Annotated in this window: 11 protein-coding genes; 4 read left to right on the forward strand and 7 right to left on the reverse strand. The window is 35.1% G+C overall.

Translation table 11 applies throughout. From position 1 onward, the window contains the following. The first annotated feature begins 7 nt into the window (after positions 1-7). Positions 8-1,888: a M1 family metallopeptidase gene (locus tag BM289_RS02070; RefSeq protein ID WP_091490475.1), complete on the forward strand. Its 1,881-nt coding sequence runs from the start codon at positions 8-10 to the stop codon at positions 1,886-1,888. 411 nt (positions 1,889-2,299) lie between these two features. Here the strand turns inward: BM289_RS02070 and BM289_RS02075 are convergent, their stop codons facing one another. Continuing rightward, the gene (locus BM289_RS02075; RefSeq protein WP_091490476.1) at positions 2,300-3,238 is read right to left on the reverse strand and encodes an L-threonine 3-dehydrogenase; all 939 of its coding nucleotides are present in this window, start codon (positions 3,236-3,238) and stop codon (positions 2,300-2,302) included. Positions 3,239-3,704: 466 nt separating this feature from the next. On the opposite strand from BM289_RS02075, the gene BM289_RS02080 reads away from it, so the two are divergent. The 3 genes from BM289_RS02080 to BM289_RS02090 all read left to right on the forward strand — a co-directional run bounded on the left by BM289_RS02080 (position 3,705) and on the right by BM289_RS02090 (position 8,411). Continuing rightward, the gene (locus BM289_RS02080) at positions 3,705-4,331 is read left to right on the forward strand and encodes a hypothetical protein (RefSeq protein ID WP_091490478.1); all 627 of its coding nucleotides are present in this window, start codon (positions 3,705-3,707) and stop codon (positions 4,329-4,331) included. Continuing rightward, the gene (mfd, locus tag BM289_RS02085; RefSeq protein WP_091490479.1) at positions 4,324-7,689 is read left to right on the forward strand and encodes a transcription-repair coupling factor; all 3,366 of its coding nucleotides are present in this window, start codon (positions 4,324-4,326) and stop codon (positions 7,687-7,689) included. The genes BM289_RS02080 and mfd overlap by 8 nt, the downstream gene beginning before the upstream one ends. A gap of 167 nt (positions 7,690-7,856) precedes the next feature. Continuing rightward, entirely contained in the window at positions 7,857-8,411 is a 555-nt protein-coding gene (locus tag BM289_RS02090) for a DUF5683 domain-containing protein (RefSeq protein ID WP_091490480.1), read from the forward strand. 65 nt (positions 8,412-8,476) lie between these two features. Here BM289_RS02090 and BM289_RS02095 read toward each other — a convergent pair whose 3' ends face one another. The 6 genes from BM289_RS02095 to BM289_RS02120 all read right to left on the reverse strand — a co-directional run bounded on the left by BM289_RS02095 (position 8,477) and on the right by BM289_RS02120 (position 19,389). After that, complete coding sequence (locus BM289_RS02095) at positions 8,477-10,657, reverse strand: glycoside hydrolase family 97 protein (protein ID WP_244165303.1); 2,181 nt, start codon at positions 10,655-10,657, stop codon at positions 8,477-8,479. 48 nt (positions 10,658-10,705) lie between these two features. Then, a complete protein-coding gene (locus BM289_RS02100) occupies positions 10,706-12,088 on the reverse strand; it encodes an alpha-amylase family glycosyl hydrolase (protein ID WP_091490482.1) in 1,383 nt (460 codons plus the stop codon). Between the two features lie 104 nt (positions 12,089-12,192). Beyond that, on the reverse strand, positions 12,193-13,275 hold the full coding sequence (locus tag BM289_RS02105; protein WP_091490484.1) for a SusE domain-containing protein: 1,083 nt from the start codon (positions 13,273-13,275) through the stop codon (positions 12,193-12,195). A 14-nt stretch (positions 13,276-13,289) separates the two neighbouring features. After that, a complete protein-coding gene (locus BM289_RS02110) occupies positions 13,290-14,798 on the reverse strand; it encodes a RagB/SusD family nutrient uptake outer membrane protein (protein WP_091490486.1) in 1,509 nt (502 codons plus the stop codon). 8 nt (positions 14,799-14,806) lie between these two features. Beyond that, positions 14,807-18,019, reverse strand: a complete 3,213-nt coding sequence (locus BM289_RS02115; protein ID WP_244165304.1) for a TonB-dependent receptor — start codon at positions 18,017-18,019, stop codon at positions 14,807-14,809. 191 nt (positions 18,020-18,210) lie between these two features. Then, positions 18,211-19,389 carry a FecR family protein gene (locus BM289_RS02120; protein ID WP_091490489.1) on the reverse strand — a complete coding sequence of 393 codons (1,179 nt, stop codon included), beginning with the start codon at positions 19,387-19,389 and terminating at the stop codon, positions 18,211-18,213. Positions 19,390-19,607 lie beyond the last annotated feature (218 nt).

Consider the following 19,607-nt stretch of genomic DNA (forward strand, 5'->3'; position numbering starts at 1 on the left):
TATCAATATGCGAAAAATTATTTTACTTTCTTTTCTAAGCTTTAGTTTAAACGCAGCTTTTGCTCAAAGCACTTCCTATTGGCAACAACATGCCGATTATAAAATGGAGGTTTCAATGGATGTAAAAAACTATCAGTACAAAGGGAAACAAGAATTGGTTTACACCAACAATTCTCCTGATACGCTGAAAAAAGTATTCTATCATTTATATCCAAATGCTTTTCAGCCGGGAAGCGAAATGGATGCACGTCTTCATTTCATTAAAGATCCAGACGGAAGAATGGTAAATAAAACAAAAGATGCCAGCGGAAAGGATATAAAACAAAGCAGAATTGAGACTTTAAAGCCAAATGAAATTGGATATTTAAAAATCACAAACTTCAAACAAGATGGTGCTGTTGCTCAAACGAGAGTTTCGGGAACTATTTTGGAAGTGACTTTGGCTAAACCAATTTTACCAAATTCTAAAACTACTTTTACATTAGATTTTGACGGACAAGTTCCGGTTCAGATTCGTCGTTCGGGAAGAAACAATTCTGAAGGAATCGAACTTTCTATGTCTCAATGGTATCCAAAATTAGCCGAATTTGATTTCGAAGGATGGCACGCAGATCCATATATTGCAAGAGAATTTCACGGAGTTTGGGGTAATTTTGATGTAAAAATTACAATTGACAAAGAATACACAATTGGAGGGTCAGGATACTTGCAAGATAAAAATTCGATTGGACATGGTTATGAAGATGCTGGTGTAACGGTGGTTTATCCTAAAAAAGCAAAAACATTAACATGGCATTTTATTGCACCAAATGTTCACGATTTTACTTGGGCGGCCGACAAAGATTATGCACATGATATTGTAAAAGGACCAAACGATGTCGATTTGCATTTCTTCTACAAAAACACTCCAAAAGTAGCCGAAAACTGGAAACAGCTTGAGCCTTTAATGGTAAAAGTTATGGATTATTATAACAGCAGAGTGGGACAATATCCATACAAACAATACTCCTTTATTCAAGGTGGAGATGGCGGAATGGAGTATGCAATGTGTACTTTGATGTTAGGAAACGGAACGCTGGAAGGAATTCTGGGAACTGCAACACACGAGTTAGGACATTCTTGGTTCCAGCATATTTTAGCTTCAAATGAATCAAAACACCCTTGGATGGATGAAGGTTTTACCACTTACATCGAAGACAGTGCTTTGAATGAATTAAAAGGAGATAAAAAAGAAGTAAATCCGTTTAAAGGAAATTACAATGCTTATTACAATCTAGTAAATTCTGGTAAAGAGCAACCGCAAACTACTCACGGAGATCGTTATGACGAAAACCGTCCATACAGTATTTCATCTTATATTAAAGGAAGTATTTTCCTTTCACAGCTAGAATATGTTATTGGAAAAGAGAATGTTGATGCAACTTTGAAAAGATATTTTAACGATTTCAAATTCAAGCATCCAACTCCAAATGATATCAAAAGAACAGCCGAAAGAGTTTCTGGAGCTGAGTTAGACTGGTATTTAACAGACTGGGCACAGACAACCAATACAATTGATTATGGAATTAAAGATGTTGCTGACAACGCAGGAAAAACAACAATTTCTCTAGAAAGAATTGGAAGAATGCCAATGCCAATCGACCTAAAAGTAGATTATACTGACGGAACTTCTGAAACATTCTACATTCCTTTAAGAATGATGAATTTCATTAAACCGAATCCAAATCCAAATCAAAAAAGAACTGTCTTAGAAGACTGGGCTTGGGCACAGCAAAACTATAGTTTTACAATCGACAAAAACAAAACAGCAATCAAAAAAATCACTATCGATCCAAGCGGATTAATGGCTGATGTAAAACAAGCAAATAATGTTTTTGAAGTGAAGTAATTCTTCAAACAAGAATAAAAAAGTCCCGTTTGATTAATTTAAACGGGATTTTTTAGTTTCAGAAGCATCACAAAAGGCATTTTAATAAACAGGATTTCCCGCTCTCGGCTATATCTCGCTGTTGCCCGACGTCGGGCCAGCAAGGATAACGCCTCCATCGGGGCTAAATACAAACAATTGGCTTCTTTTAAAGATTTAGTTTGGGGGCTGTTTCTCATTTTTGTCATTTCGACTGAAAGGAGAAATCACACATGGAACTCGACAAAGATTGGCGATTTTGCATGCGGAATTGCTTGTGTGATTTCTCCTTTCAGTCGAAATGACAAACTAATAAAAAAACTCCAGCTTTAGCTGGAGGCAATTGAGATTTTTGATTTTATAATGATAGTAAACAAATTGCGCTGAAAAAATTTAACTCAAATGCTCAATCATATCTTTTGTCATCGATTCCAAATCAAATTTATGATTCCAGTTCCAGTCTTCTCTCGCAGCAGAATCATCGATACTTGCCGGCCAGCTGTCCGCAATTTTCTGACGGAAATCAGGATTGTAAGTAATCTCAAATTCCGGAATATGTTTTTTGATTTCGGCAGCAATTTCAGTTGGAGTAAAACTCATCGCAGCTAAATTATAAGACGAATGTATTTTGATTTCCTCAACAGGAGCTTTCATGATGTTGATTGTTGCATCGATTGCATCATCCATATACATCATAGGCATTTTGGTTTCAGAAGATAAAAAGCATTCGTATTTTTTATCGGCAATAGCCTTATAAAAAATATCTACTGCATAATCTGTCGTTCCACCGCCCGGAGGAGTCGACCAGCTGATTAAGCCAGGATAACGAATACTGCGAACATCTACACCATATATATTATGATAGTATTCGCACCATCTTTCTCCTGCTTGTTTACTAATACCGTAAACAGTAGAAGGTTCCATTACGGTATATTGGGGTGTGTTTTCTTTTGGAGTTGTCGGCCCAAAAACAGCGATACTGGATGGCCAGAAAATCTTCTGAATCTTTTTGGCTTTCGCTAAATTTAAAACATGAAAAAGAGAATTCATATTTAAATCCCAGGCAAAAGCAGGATTTTTTTCAGCTGTTGCTGATAAAAGAGCCGCCATCAAATAAACATCGGTAATTTGGTGTACTTCTACCAAATGTTCAATCTGATTAAAATCTAAAGCATTGACAACTTCAAAAGGCCCTGAATTAACAACATCAGTATTTAATTTTCGAATATCAGAAGCGATTACATTTTCGGTTCCGTATAATTTACGCAGTTTTTGCGTCAGCTCAGTTCCAATCTGACCGCAGGCACCAATGATCAATATTTTAGGATTCATTTTCAAAGATTTTTAGAGAGACAAATATAACGTTTTCGCAATTACTTGCGCTTTTTAGAATCATAAATTATTAATTCGATAATTAAAAAGTTTGTTTGTTGGATTATTCTTCGTTGATAGTGCGTAGTTATTTACCGCAAAGAACGCAAATATTTTTTACAGAGTGTTATACAGTGAGAATAGTAAGTTCGCAAAGCTTTGTGTTGATATAGCTTTGCGAACTTTATGTTTGTAAATATATTCCTTAAAAAAAACTTTGCGAATTTTGCGCTAACCTTTGCGGTCTTTGCGGTTAAATTTTTCATGTTCAAATTTTAAAAACAAAGAGTGATTTGTTAAGATTTAATATATTTAGAATATAAATTCTGCAGTAAAAAAATAACCTTGATTTATGGATTCTTTAGCAAAAAACAGAATTCGTAATTGTAAATTTACTTTGTAACTTTGCACCCTAACATTTTATGAAATGAAATATAGAATAGCGCTGTTTTTACTTTTGATTTTTGTACTGCAATCTTGTCAAAATGAGAATGAAAAGCGTCTTGCTGAAAATGCAAAAGAAGCTAAGAAAAAAGAAAAAATCTTTAATAATATTAATAAGGGCTGGACTTTTATAGATGAACCTATCAATGAGGTTTCGGAAGAGAATATAAAAAACTGGGCAGAATGGCGTGATTTCTTAAAAGAAATAGGAGATAAACCTAGAAAAACGATTGGCGCATTTCAGAAAAAATCGGCGGCTATTTCTAAAAAGGCAATGGCTTTGAACAATAATATTCCGGCGCAGTTCAATCAGCCTCAAATTAAAAGCCGTATTTCGATTTTAATTACTAAAATAAAAATGCTGGATTTGTTTATTCATTTAAACACTATTCCCGATGATAAAGTAGTTTTTCTGGTTCAGGAAATCAATAAAGAATTGATTTCTTTGGAAAGACAAATGGACAAAATTGTCGAAAAAGCTAAGATACCAAAAGAACAAGGAGAAGAAGATTTCTTGAGAATGTTAGATACAACGCGCGCGATTCCGAATTCGAGTGCTCCTCAGGTTCCGATACAGCCAATAGATCAAAACGCACCAAAAGTTGAGTAAAAACGCCTTATATACAATTTATGACAATCTGCCCAAAGCGGAGCAGATTGCTAAAAGTTTACTGGAAGGAAATCAGGTCAAAATGAACCTTAATGGTTTGTTGGGATCTTCTGTTTCCTTTATAATCCGTTCCGTTTTTAAGAAAACAGAACTGCCTTTTTTAATTGTTTTAGACAACAAGGAAGAAGCGGCCTATTACCTAAACGATTTAGAGCAAATGATTGGAGAGCAGGATGTTTTGTTTTATCCCGCATCTTTCCGTCGTCCGTATCAGGTCGATGAAACAGATAATGCCAATGTTTTACTTCGTGCTGAGGTTTTAAACAGAATCAATTCCCGTAAAAAACCAGCTGTAATTGTTACCTATCCGGAAGCACTTTTTGAGAAGGTAGTAACACGTCAGCAGTTAGATAAAAACACTTTAAAAGTTGCTTTAAACGATAAAATTTCGATTGATTTTATCAATGAAGTTTTATTTGAATATGAGTTTAAAAGAGTCGATTTTATTACAGAACCAGGAGAATTTTCGGTTCGTGGAGGAATTGTTGATGTCTTTTCTTTCTCCAACGATCATCCGTATCGAATTGAGTTTTTTGGAAATGAAGTAGACAGTATCAGAAGTTTTGATGTCGAAACTCAGTTATCTGTCGAAACACACAAGAAAATTACCATTATTCCAAATGTTGAGAACAAGGTATTTCAGGAAAATCGTGAAAGCTTTCTTGATTATATTGCTGAAAAAACAGTTCTTTTTATCCAAAATACTGACGGACTTTTTAGTCAGTTAGACAAACAATTTGCAAGAGCAGAAGAAGCTTTTGAGAAATTATCTAAAGAAATAAAACACGCAACGCCGGAACAATTAGTCCTGAATCAGGCGGCGTTTATCAAGAGAGCTTTGGATTTTTCGATTGTAGAATTGGCTTCAAAACCCATTTTTAAAACGACAAAAAAATACGATTTTCATATTCAGCCTCAGCCGTCATTCAATAAACAATTTGATTTACTGCTGAATAATCTGAGCGATAATCATTTTAATGGATACAAAAATTATTTGTTCTGTTCGAATGAAACACAGGCAAAACGTTTTCACGATATTTTTGAATCTTTAGACGAAGCCAATTCAGAGAATATCCGTAAACAATATAATACAATTGTATTGCCTATATACCAAGGTTTTATTGATGAAGAAAATCAGATAACGGCTTATACAGATCATCAGATTTTTGAGCGTTATCATAGATTCAATATCAAAAACGGTTATTCTAAAAAACAGAATATTACGCTTAAAGAATTAACGGCACTTTCTGTAGGCGATTATGTAACGCATATCGATCACGGAATTGGGAAATTTGGTGGATTGCAGAAAATTCAGGTGGAGGGCAAAACGCAGGAAGCCATTAAACTGGTTTATGCTGATAATGATATTGTGTATGTGAGTATTCACTCGCTTCATAAAATTTCGAAATACAACGGAAAAGACGGTGCACCACCAAAAATCTACAAATTAGGTTCGAATGCATGGAAGGTTTTAAAGCAAAAAACAAAAGCACGTGTCAAACATATTGCATTCAATTTGATTCAATTGTATGCCAAACGCCGTTTAGAAAAAGGTTTCCAATTTGCGCCTGATAGTTATCTTCAAAACGAATTGGAAAGCTCGTTTATCTACGAAGATACGCCAGACCAAATGAAATCGACACAGGAAGTAAAAGCCGATATGGAAAGCGACCGCCCAATGGATCGTTTGGTTTGCGGGGATGTTGGTTTTGGAAAAACGGAAGTTGCTATACGTGCTGCTTTTAAAGCGGTTGACAATAGTAAACAAGTGGCTGTTTTGGTTCCGACTACGATTTTGGCGTATCAGCATTACAGAACTTTTTCAGAACGTTTGAAAGATATGCCAGTTTCTATTGGATATTTAAACCGATTTAGAACAGCCAAACAAAAAACACAGACTCTAAAAGATTTAGCAGAAGGAAAACTGGATATTGTTATTGGAACACACCAATTAGTAAATAAAAATGTAGTTTTCAAAGACTTAGGTTTATTGATTGTCGATGAGGAACAAAAGTTCGGAGTTAATGTAAAAGACAAATTAAAAACAATTGCAGCAAACGTTGATACCTTGACATTAACGGCAACACCAATTCCGAGAACGCTTCAGTTTTCGTTAATGGCAGCACGAGATTTATCGGTAATCACAACGCCTCCGCCAAATCGTTATCCGATTGAAACGAATGTGGTTGGTTTTAATGAAGAAATTATTCGTGATGCGATTTCGTATGAAATTCAAAGAAACGGACAGGTTTTCTTTATCAATAACCGAATCGAAAATATAAAAGAAATTGCTGGAATGATTCAGCGTTTGGTTCCAAATGCCAGAGTTGGAATTGGTCACGGACAAATGGACGGTGCCAAACTCGAAGAATTGATGTTAGGTTTCATGAATGGAGATTTTGATGTTTTGGTAGCCACAACAATCATCGAAAGCGGATTGGACGTTCCAAATGCCAATACGATTTTCATCAACAACGCCAATAATTTTGGATTATCAGATTTACATCAAATGCGTGGACGTGTTGGGCGAAGCAATAAAAAAGCATTCTGTTATTTCATCTGTCCTCCTTATTCATCAATGACTGAAGATGCGAGAAAACGTATTCAGGCATTGGAACAGTTCAGCGAATTGGGAAGTGGTTTCAACATTGCCATGAAAGATCTTGAAATTCGTGGTGCTGGAGATTTATTAGGCGGAGAACAAAGTGGTTTCATTAATGAAATTGGTTTTGATACGTACCAAAAAATCATGAATGAAGCGATTGAAGAATTAAAGGAAAACGAATTCAAAGATTTATATCCGGAAGAAAATGATATTGACACCAAAGAATACGTAAAAGATATTCAAATTGATGCCGATTTCGAATTGTTATTCCCAGACGAGTATATCAATAATGTTTCAGAGCGTCTGATTTTGTACAACGAATTAAGTACGATAAAAGACGAAGCAGGCTTAAAAGAATTTGAAGGAAAGCTGATAGACCGTTTTGGCCCATTACCAAAACAAGCGACTGCATTACTAAACAGCATCAGAATAAAATGGATTGCAACAAAAGTCGGAATCGAGAAATTGGTTTTGAAACAAGGCAAAATGATTGGTTATTTCGTTTCAGATCAGCAATCCGATTATTACCAGTCGGCGAAGTTTAGGAATGTTTTGAATTTTGTTCAGAAGCATAGTAATCTTTGCAAAATGAAAGAAAAACAAACCGTAAACGGCTTACGTTTGTTATTGACTTTTGAAAATGTGAAGTCTATAAAACGTGCTTTGGAGTTGATGGAGTTGTTTGAGGAGTAAATAAATTTTGCCACGAATTGCACAAATTAACACGAATTAAATTTGTGGGGATTAGTGTAATTCGTGGCTAACAATATAAAAAAATTAAGTTTTCTTTATCTTTTATTTAAGAAAAATCTTAGAACTAAAAAGTTTTCTTTGACTCCAATTTTCAAAGACAACTTTATATGCAGAATCAACATATTCTCCTATTTTTATTTTTAGGATTGACTACAATCTTCGCTCAGGAAAAAAATAAAACTATTTCAAATAATTCTTTAAAATCAGAAACGATTGATCCGCTTCGTCCTGCAGAAGCAGCATTTTATTCAGCCGTTTTACCAGGTTTGGGACAAATTTACAACAAGAAATATTGGAAGCTTCCTTTAGTGTACGGAGCAATTGGTACAAGTGCTTATTTGTATGTTGATAATAAGAAGAAGTATAATTTGTATCGAGACGAATATAAAAGCAGACTGGAAGGAACGAAAAGTAATTCCGAATCTTTGTCTGGTTTAACAGAAAGTCAATTAATTACTATACAGAAAGGGTATCAGAGAAACCGTGACTTATCTGCTTTATTTATGGTTGGATTTTATATCATCAATATTATAGACGCTAATGTCGATGCCGCTTTATCGCAATTTAATGTAGACGAAAATCTAGCCTTTAAACCTGCTGTAATCAAAAATGAGATTACACTAAAGAGTGATTTTGGGCTTGCTCTTAATTATTCTTTTTAAAAAGATAGCCACAAATTCACGAATTTTAGTTTAGCTTAATTCGTGAATTCGTGGCAAAAAACATTTTATAATTTTTTCAATCCCTTTAATTCTGAAGCAGTTCCTTCTTTGATGCTGATGGCAAAACCACCGCCTGGAGCTAAATATTGTTTCAATTTGGTTTTTGCGTTTACGATAACTTTAGTAACCGTATATTTCTGTGGATTTTGATTCCAATTGGCATCTTTAGCATCGGCGTAAATAGTGGCAATGAAATTTTTTCCCTCAGGTAAATAATCAAATGAAATGTTGGATGTTCTGGCATTTTCATCTGTAATACCACCAATAAACCATTCGTTTCTTCCTTTTGCTTTACGGGCAATTGTAATATAATCTCCAGGTTCAGCTTCCAGAATATAACTGTTATCCCAATCAACAGCTACATCTTTTATGAATTGAAATGCATCTGGAAATCTCTCGTAATTTCCTGGAATATCAGCAGCCATTTGCAACGGACTGTACATGGTAACATAATAAGCCAGTTGTTTTACTAAAGTCGTATTAACTCGTTGTGTACTTCCTGTTCCATAATACGATAAATCAGTTTGGAAAATTCCCGGTGTATAATCCATTGGACCTCCCATTAATCTTGTAAAAGGTAAAATTGTAGTATGATCTGGAGCTAATCCTCCCATAGATTCAAACTCTGTTCCACGAGCAGATTCCTGAGCAATCCAGTTTGGAAAAGTACGGTTTAATCCCGTAGGACGAACTGCTTCATGGCTGTTAATCATGATTTTATAATCGGCTGCACGTTTGGCAACATTGATGTAATGATTTACCATCCATTGTCCGTCATGATGTTCGCCACGTGGAATAATTTTTCCAACGTAACCCGTTTTTACAGCATCATAACCATTATCATTCATAAATTGAAAAGCACGATCTAAACGACGTTCGTAATTGGTTGCAGATCCTGAAGTTTCATGGTGCATGATAATTTTTACACCTTTTGAAGCTGCATAAGCATGAACCGCTTTTACGTCAAAATCAGGATAAGCCGTTACAAAATCAAAAACCTCTTCTTTCCAATTTCCAATCCAGTCTTCCCAGCCAATATTCCATCCTTCAATAAGAATCGCATCGAAACCGTTTTTAGCAGCAAAGTCAATGTATTCTTTGGCGCGTTCTGTAGTAGCTCCGTGTTTTCTGTTTGGAGTAAGTTTGGTAAAATCGTCTGTTATTTTCACATTGTTTTCTTTTCCAAAAGCCCATGTGCTTCTTCCTGCAACGAAATATTCCCACCAAATTCCTATATATTTCACTGGTTTAATCCAAGAAACATCTTTATAACTGGTTGGTTCATTAAGGTTTAAAATCAATTTAGAAGCTAAAATATCAGTGGCCTTATCACTTACCACAATCGTTCTCCAAGGAGTTTGTGCATCAGTTTGCATATAGCCTTTTGCACCAAGGACATCTGGTGCCAAATGACTGATCATTTTATTGTTCACCGAATCAACTTCAAGATACATCGCAGGATAATTGATTAATCCGGCTTCGTGAATGTTGATGTATAAACCATCGTCTGATTTCATCATGGATGGAGTTTGTACAGACAATGCTGCGATTGGCTGCTGGGCATTGATTTCGATTGTTGCTTTTTTCATCAACGAAGGAATCTCTGAAATTTTGGATGTGGTATAGGCATATTCGTTGGTGTCATAATCTCCCGGAATCCAGAAAATTTTATGATTTCCATTCAGATTAAATTCAGAACGTTCTTCTTTAATTACAAAATAACTTAACTCGTTTTGTTTTGGAAATTCATATCTAAATCCCAATCCGTCATTGAATAAACGGAAACGAATGCGGATATATCGGTTATTGTTTTTCGCCTGCGCTAAGGTGATAACCAATTCATTGTAATGATTACGAATTGTTTTTTCTTCTCCTAAAACCGGATTCCAGTTTTCATCAACAGAAGATTGAGCAGTATTTGTAATAGAAAAACCATCCATAAACGAAGTTCCGTTTTGAATTTCCAAACCTAACGAACTTGGTTTTATAACAGGTTTTTGTTTATATGATAATTGATAGGAAGGAATACCACCTTCTTTTAATTCAAATTTTAAAGAAAGATTTTTGTCTGGCGAAGTTATTTCTTGTGCCTGAAGTGAAAACACACTTAGAAATACAAAAAATAAGACCGCAATTTTTCTGTCCAAACGAATTTGGAACAGGATTTTTTGGGATTGAAAATTCATGTTTATTTAATTTTGTGCAAATTTAGGTTTTAAAGTTGCTTTAGAATATTAATTTTTCAATACTAAATATTGAAAAGGTTGCAGCGTTACATCCGTTCCAAGTGTTACGGAAGAACCTGTAAAAGCATCTTTCCATGTTCCTTTTAGTGTAGTTGGAATTAGTTGTTTTACGGTTGAATTGGTTAAATTAGAAAGGACGAATACTTTTTCAGCATCTTTTATCATAGTGAAAGCGCTAACGGCATCACTGCTGTAACCTGTAAATTCTCCTGTTTTAAGAGCATTACTGGTGTTTCTGAAAGCGATGATTTTTTTGTATTCAGACAGCATTTCAGTATCTGCAGCAGACCAGTCAATTGGTGTTTTGGCAAAATAGTTTAATCTTTTATCGTATCCAATTTCTTGTCCGTTATAAATCATTGGAATTGATTTTAAATATGCTGCGACTACAAAAGTTGCAATAGAGCCTTTTTTACCTCCAAAAAGTTCAAGTGGTGTTCCGTCAGAAAGGTTTACGTCATGATTGCTGGTGTATCGAACCACTTTATTTGCTGGATCATAAACATTAGCATATTCTGTAGCATTGGAATTCTGAATCGTTGTTGCCGATTTATTTTCTTTGAATAATTGCTCAATAGTATAAAAGAAATTAAAGCCAAAAGTATAATCAAAACCAGAAGCAAAATGATTGTATTTTGAACCTTCAGCGAGCATTAAAATAGTTTGATTCTTTTTAATTTTTCGAAGTTTTGTTATGGCATCTGCCCAGAAATTGTTCGGAACAAAATCGGCGTAATCGCATCTGAAACCATCAATATTCGCATTGTAAACCCAGTAGGACATCGCATCTATCATGGCCTCTTTCATTTCTGTATTGTTGAAGTTCAGCTGTGCTACATCATTATAATTGGTTCCTGGCGGAATAATAATATTACCGCTCGGATCCTGCTGATACCAATCTTTGTGCTGTGTAATCCAAGTATTGTCCCATGCGGTATGATTCGCAACCCAGTCTAAAACTACGGCCATATTTTTCTTGTGTGCTTCTTCAACTAATGTTTGAAGATCTTGTAAAGTTCCGAAATCAGGATTAACGGCTTTATAATCTTTAACAGCATAAGGAGAACCCAATTCACCAGTTGCTTTTTCTTTTCCAACAGGATAAATAGGCATTAAATAAATCACATTTGCCCCCAATTCCTGAATCTGGGTTAATCTGTCCTGAACACCTTTTAAGTTTCCAGCCTGACTAAAAGCACGAATATTCACCTGATAAATTACAGCATCTTCTTTTTTAGGCATTTTATCAAAAGGAGCTCCATATTGAGTGTAAGGAGATTCGGGAGTTTTGTTACTGTCATCAGAAGAACTGCAGGAAATAAAGGCTAAGGCCAGCAGAAATGTATAAACTATTTTTATGTTTGATTTCATGTTTCTTTGAATTTTGTTGTAATAGTCAAGAGTTTAAGATAGCCTGCCTTTCGCTCAAAAAAGGCAGGTATCACTCAAACTAATCTAGCTTATTACATGTTAGATTATTTTTTAACTATCGTACAAGTTGCGGTTTTTGGGTAACCATTACTTACAGGATCTACTTCATCAATTTTAAAAGTCACTTCATAAACTCCCGCTTCAGGGATGTCATAAGCACCTCCATTATCTAAATTGATTGTGTTTGTTGAAGGATCTGCTGGCCCATAATTGATAGTCCAACTATTGTTTAGTCTAAATTTTAACGCTCCTGTTACTAAATTAGCGGTAATTTTCCATGTTTTTGTTTGATAATCGTAGTTCATAGGAGTGCTGTTGTCCCATCCTCCAGCTTGAGAGGTTCCAACAATTCCCCAAGAATAAGGCGTTGCAGACCATTTTAAAGTATTCAAGTTTACTTTGACTTGGAAAGATCCTTCGCCAGGAAGTGCAAAATCTTTAGTGCTCATATTTACCATATCTGAGTTTGTGGCACCAGCTCCGTAAAATTGTGCCCAGTTTCTTTCCGTATTTAATTTAAATACTGGTCCATAACCCGGCAATACCGTAACGTAACCTTGATAAACTCCTTTTGCAATAGCAGGTAAAGAATTGGCGATGTCTACATTCCATTCTCCTTGGTATGCTCCTGGCATATAAATTTCGCCAAAAACGACACTTTTTTCGTAAGGAGTTACAGTCAAAGTAATAGGATTGGAAAAGACTTTGCGATCCATAGCCGCTTCCACACGTACGACTAATTTGCCTTCAACATCTATTGGAAGTCCCAAATCGACTGCAATTTTATTTAATTCCTGACCAATTAGAGTTTTGCTTAAAACAGCTGTACCAACTTCAATTCGTTTCGCTTTCAACCAAGCATTGGCGCCACTGGTATCTCCAACTAAGTCAAATTGTAAAGCATAAGTCACGGGAGCATCAATTGGAAAAGTAACTTCGGGCCATGAAACGAGTAAAACTTGATCATCTGCAGTGTCTTCTGTTAAAACAATTTTTGTAGACGAAACAGTTATTTCCGATGGGAAACTAACAGATTTCAATGTTGTTAATTCGGCGTCGTTTTCGCAGGAAGAACCCAAAAAAAGCAAACTGCCAAGTATGAATAATTTATTAATATATTTTTTCATGATCGTTTTTGTTTTTAGTAACCAGGGTTTTGTTTTAATCCGCGATTAGCATCTAAAGCTGAAGTAGGAATTGGGAACAACTTTCTGAAAGCAGGAGATGCAGGTCTAAATTCATTTGCTAATAAAAATTTGTCAAAGCGAATCATATCTTGTCTTCTGTGCCCTTCCCAGTTAAGTTCAAATCCTCTTTCGTTGTAAATGTCATCAAGAGTAGGGTTGTGGTCTAATGCATTTAATCCTGCACGTACTCTAATTTGATCAATAAAAGGTTTTGCAGCTGCTGCATTTCCTAATCGAGCATGACATTCGGCCATCATTAAAATAACATCGGCATATCTGAAAATAGGGAAGTCATTAGAAGCCCCGCCACCAGTTCTTGGAGCTACAGGATAAAATTTTACATTGCGAACTCCTGCTTGTGGATCTGCTCCCGGATTGTCTAATGAAGCAACATCCAATGTATAATTGAAACCGCCTGGTTGTTCTCCAAACAAAAACTGTTTTCTACGAATATCATTTGCATCATATTTTAGGAAAAAAGCTTTAGGAACAATTGTACCATTCCAACCACTGAAACCAAATAAAGCTTGAGCATGAGCACCGTACAAACTGCGGAATGCATAAACGTTACGAGATACAATATCTAAAGTTGCATAGATTGGAAGAATAGTTTCGTCCTCAGGAAGTACGTCTCCAAACAATTCATAATACTTGCTTCCCAAAGGATTTGAAGCATCTGCAGCTCCTGAATGAAGTGTAAATCCTCCGTCAGCGACTTTATTGCAAGCTGCTAAAGCTTCATTCCATTTTGGAGTTCCTGTATACACTTCTGCATTTAGATAGACTTTTGCCAGCAAAGTATATCCAGCCCATTTATTGAATCTTCCATAGTAATTTCCTCCTCTTGTACCTGACAATAATTCAACGTTTTCCGTTAATTCTTTTACTATAAAATCATAAACTTCCTTACGGCTTGACTGTGGAATTTTATCAACAGTAATATTATTATCAGTGAAGAAAGGGACATCACCATAATCATCAATCAATAAATAATAAAAGAAAGCTCTTAATGTTTTAGCCTCAGCAATTTTTGAAGCCTCAGCATTTGATTTTTCTAATAAACTAACCGCCAGATTAGCACTGAAAATTGATTTATAAAGCCAGTTCCAAGTATTGTTGATAATGAAGTCTGTAGGTAGCCATTCATGTTTATGCAGACGCGCAAAGTCCATTTGCCAGTCGCCTGTATTTCTGTGCGGAATAACTTGCTCGTCTGAAGACATACAGTTCATGTCGTACCATCCGTTATCTGCGCCAGCATAACCAACGCCAGAAGCGTTGTCTCTCATAAATTCGCCAGGAATTTGAGCATATACACTTGCCAATGCAATATCAGCTCCTTCAGGAGTTCCGTAAAAATCTTCTGCAGGATATTTATCGTACACATTTTCGTCTATATCTGTACAGCTAAAAAGAGTCAGGAAACACAAGCTTCCTGTTATCAATATATTTTTAATTTTCATGTTTTTTACTATTTAAATTTTACAGTCAAACCAAACGCCACGCTTCTTGTACGAGGATAAATTCCTCTGTCGCCTCCAAAGTTATCTTCAGGTCTGCCACTTCCGCTTACGTTCAATTCTGGATCAATACCTGAATAATCCGTGATTAGGAATAAGTTGTTTCCTGTAAGTGAAAGTCTAATAGTATCAATGTATTTATCTGTAAATCGGAAAGTATATCCCGCTGTAAGATTTTCTAAACGAATGAAAGAACCGTCTTCTAACCATAAATCAGAACCATAAGGAGAAGTGTAAATTCCTTGATCAACAGCACTTGCCAAAACATTCGATTTACCTATGTTTTCCAATCGGCTTAAGTTTGAGCGTAATCCGTTGTAGATTTTATTTCCTCCAGAACCTCTTAGCAATAAAGAAGCATCAAAGTTTTTATATCTGTAAGATGGATTAAAAGCAAAAGTATAAGTTGGTAAAGCAGAACCAGCATAGTAACGATCCGGACTTTTTACGCCTTGATCAATTACACCATTCCCGTCACGATCCAAAACAGTTTCAACATTATTTTCATTTTTTCCAGTATGTTCCAAAATGTAAAAAGCACCAATTGGTTTTCCTTTCACTAAATAAGAGTTTGCAGCTCCCCAAGGAACATAATCAGTATTTAAAGGAACACCATTAATACTTCCATTTAGATTAAGAACTTCATTTTTCATAAAGGAAACATTTCCTCCAAGAGTAAGTGTGCTGTTGTCTGATTTAATTACATCATAAGCAAGTGATACCTCAATACCTTTATTGGAAATACTTCCAACATTTGCTTTGATAGTAGGATATGGATATGGAGGTTGGGGTACTGTGTAATCAAACAAAAGGTTTTCTGTTTTAGAAGTGTAAACATCAACAGTTCCTCTTAATCTATTGTTTAATAAAGCGAAATCAATACCTAAATTGGTTTGTTTTTTAGTTTCCCATTTTAGATCGGCATTCGCATTTTGTGTAATTACATAGTTTGTAATTGGATTTCCTCCAAAATAAGTGGTACCGCTGCTGCCAACTAAAGACAAAGAGTTTTGAGGGTAAAGTCCTTGCTGATTACCTGTTTCTCCATAACCAGCGCGAAGTTTTAACTCATCAAACAAGTTTTGGTTTTGCATGAAAGTCTCTTTGTGGATTTGCCATGCCACAGATGCAGATGGGAAATTCCCCCATTTATTATTTACTCCAAATACCGAAGAACCATCACGACGAATACTCACTGTAACTAAATAACGGTCTAGCAAAGAATAATTTAATCTTCCTAAAAACGAAACTAAAGTTCTGTCATTTTTATAAGATTCAATATCTCCGGGACGAATTTTAGATAAATCTCCCAATTGCAAAGCATTATAAGTTGTTTTATCATTTATAAAACCTCTTGCTTGTGCATAATTACCCTGATAAGTCTGGTTTTGCCATTCGTACAATCCTAAAACATTGATATTGTGTATGCCAAATGTTTTCTTGTAGTTAAGACTTAAATTAGTTAATTTTTCATTCTGTCTTTCATTTTTGATGTTAGCAAAACCGTTTTGGTCAATTGCAACAGCCGCGGTTGATTCTACAGGCTGAAAATAACCATACGTAACATTTGTTTTTCTCCAGCTCCCGAACCAACTTGCTGTTAAACCTTTTGCTAAATCCAAATCAGCTTTTAGACTTCCAAATAAATTGTCATTTTGGGCTTCATTTGTAGTAGTTTGAGCCGCCGCGTAAGGATTTAAATATTGGAACACATTTGAATCTGTAAAATAAGTCCCGTCAGTATTGAAAACAGGATCTGTTGGTCTAACTAAATAAGCATTTGTAATTAGATTTGAGGAATAAGCAGCAGTTCCAATATTTTGGATAATACTGGTTGTATTGTTGATTCCTGTATTTAAATTGAAAGTCAATTTTAATTTATCATTCAAAGCCAATTGAGTAGCCTGAATACGTCCGATGTATTTTTGATTACTAGAATTAATTACAACTCCGTCTTGCAATATCGCCGTTAAAGAAGCTCTGTAATTAAATTTATCAGTTCCTCCACCAAAAGACAAAGTATGTGTTTGTGTAAGTCCGGTTTGAGTCAAAAGACCGTACCAATCTGTATTAGAACCGTGATTTGCAGATGCTGGAGCGCCCACGCTTTTAGCTGCTGCCCACCATTCGTCAGCATTCAACATATCTAATTTTTTCGGAATAAAATCTAAGGAAGTAGAACCTGTATATTCCATTGTAGTTCTTCCTGCTTTATTCTTTTTAGTTGTCACAATGATTACACCAGGCGCACCGCGAGAACCATAAATTGCAGTCGCAGAAGCATCTTTTAGAATATCATAACTTTCAATTTCGCTTGGCGGAACCTGATTCAGTAAATCCATATTTCCCTGAATTCCGTCTACCACTACCAAAGGATCACTTCCGCCAATTAAAGATGAAATTCCACGAATACGAACGCTCGGCCCTTGACCAGGCTCGCTTCCTAATTGGGTAATATTAACACCTGCCGCTTTTCCAGCAATTAACTGTAACGGATTTACAATAGCACCTTGATTCATATCTTTAGCCACAATAGAAGAAACAGCTCCAGTAACATCTCTTTTTGATGCTGTACCGTAACCTATAACCACAATTTCCTGTAAATCGGTTGCATCTGGAAGAAGCTGAATATTGATTACACTTTGATTGGCCACTACTTTTTTCTCTTTGTATCCAACAAAAGAAACGACAATTACAGACTGACTGCTTTCGACAGTAAGTTTGTATTTTCCATCAAAATCGGTTACGATTCCATTTTTAGTTCCTTCTTCAATAACCGATGCTCCAGGAAGAGGCAGGCCGTTTTCATCTGTAATTATTCCAGAAACAGTCTGCTTTTGAAATTCGATTCTTTCTGTTTTGAGTTCGGGTTTTTTAAGGATAATCTGGGTATCACGAATTTTAAATTCGGTTGGAGTTCCTTTGAAGAGTTTGTCTAAAACCACATATATAGACTGATCTTTTACAGAAATTGAAACGGTGCGATCCAAGTCGATGTCATTCAATTTGTAAATAAATCTGAAGTCGGTTTTTTGCTCAATGGTCTCAATAACCTTTTCGATTGTTGAATTGTTTAATTCAAGAGTGACTTTTGTTTTTTGGGCATAAGTACTTGCTTTGATATTAAACATGGCGACCAAAATAAGTAGAGTAGTTAGTTTCAATTTTAGGTCTTTTTGGAACAATGAGTATAGGAACCCATTATTCTTAGATTTTTTTTTCATAATTTTGTTAATTGATTGTAGTTAATTCGTTATATTCAATCACTTAGTTAATCGGAAATTGTTCGCAGCTCTTTCCGATTTTTTTATTCCCGCAATGTTATTTCATCATATTTTTTATTGGTTTTAAGAGGTTAGTTAATTAGTATTTGATTGTTTTTGATAGTATAGTTAATGCCGTGAATGTCGTTGAAATAGCTCATGACATTTTCGATTGATTCTTCTTTAAAACTGGCATTAAATTTCTCGTTGGCCAGTTTTTCATTTTTATTGATAATCGTCACATTGTAACGTCTTTCCAGTTTGGTAATAATGTTTTTGAAAGTCATGTTTCTAAATGTCAGTCCGCCATCAATCCATGAAGTGTAGATTTCTGTAATAACTGGTTTAGTAAAGATTGAAGCATTTTCTTTATTGAAACTTCCTTTATAACCAGGCTTTAAAATCGTATTTTTAGTAGCATCAAATTCTTCGTTAGAACGATACATTCCAACAGAACCTTCGACCAAAACAACATCGGTAAGGTTATCTTCTGGATAATTAGAAACATTAAAATTAGTTCCTAAAACGCGGACATTCAGTTCGTCAGCATTCACTATAAAAGGATGTTTTTTATCTTTGGCAACATCAAAAAAGGCTTCTCCATTCAAATAAACCTGACGATTTTCTCCAGCGATAAACTTAACAGGATATCTCAAAGAGGTTCCAGAATTTAAATGAACCATAGTTCCATCAGACAATTCTAAACGGAATTTTTTACCATACGGAATTTTAAGTGTGTTATAAACTAATTTATCAGAATCTGTTTCTTTTTCATAAACCAATTTATCGCCGTTTTGATTTCCAATAACATTTCCGTTTTTATCCTGAACCTGAACTTTACCATTTTCAGAAATAATCTGAACCGTTCCGTCTTCCATTTGTAAAACAATATCAGTGCTTTTAAAATCGAAAGGAACTTCAACGGCTTTATTCAAAAAAACTTGTTTGTACGCAAAGCCAATTCCAAGAAGCACTAAAAGTGATGCGGCAATTGAAATATACTTTCTGCGATTCGATTTTTTAGGTTGCAGTTCGATTACAGTTTCTTGTTCTTTAGCAGTGGCCAGAATATTGTCAAAAATAGAATCCGCTTTTTGAGCTTCCATTTTTGGCATTTCGTTTAGAAGTTTTTGCACTTCTTCTACTGTTGGGAAATCGTCTGTCAATTTGTTATCACGGCAATAAGCAATTACCTGCTCAGTTTCTTTGGCAGTACATTGGTTGAGAATAAACTTTTCTAAAAGCGTTTTTATTTCAGAATTTGAATTCATTAAAGAATGTTTTTTAGGTTCTGTGTTTCTATAATACAGTTGAGTGAAAGGGGAGTACTACTCAAACGTTGTAAAATTTTTAAATTTTAACATTTTGAAAAATTTATAACATTGATTTTTAGTGTTTTGAAGAAAAGTATTTCTTTAAAAAATAATAATTAAACGCAATTTTACCCTTCTGAGAAACGAAGGATTACACAAGAAATCTCTCAACTTGA

The organism is Flavobacterium phragmitis (assembly GCF_900112575.1).
Classification (GTDB): Bacteria; Bacteroidota; Bacteroidia; order Flavobacteriales; family Flavobacteriaceae; genus Flavobacterium; species Flavobacterium phragmitis.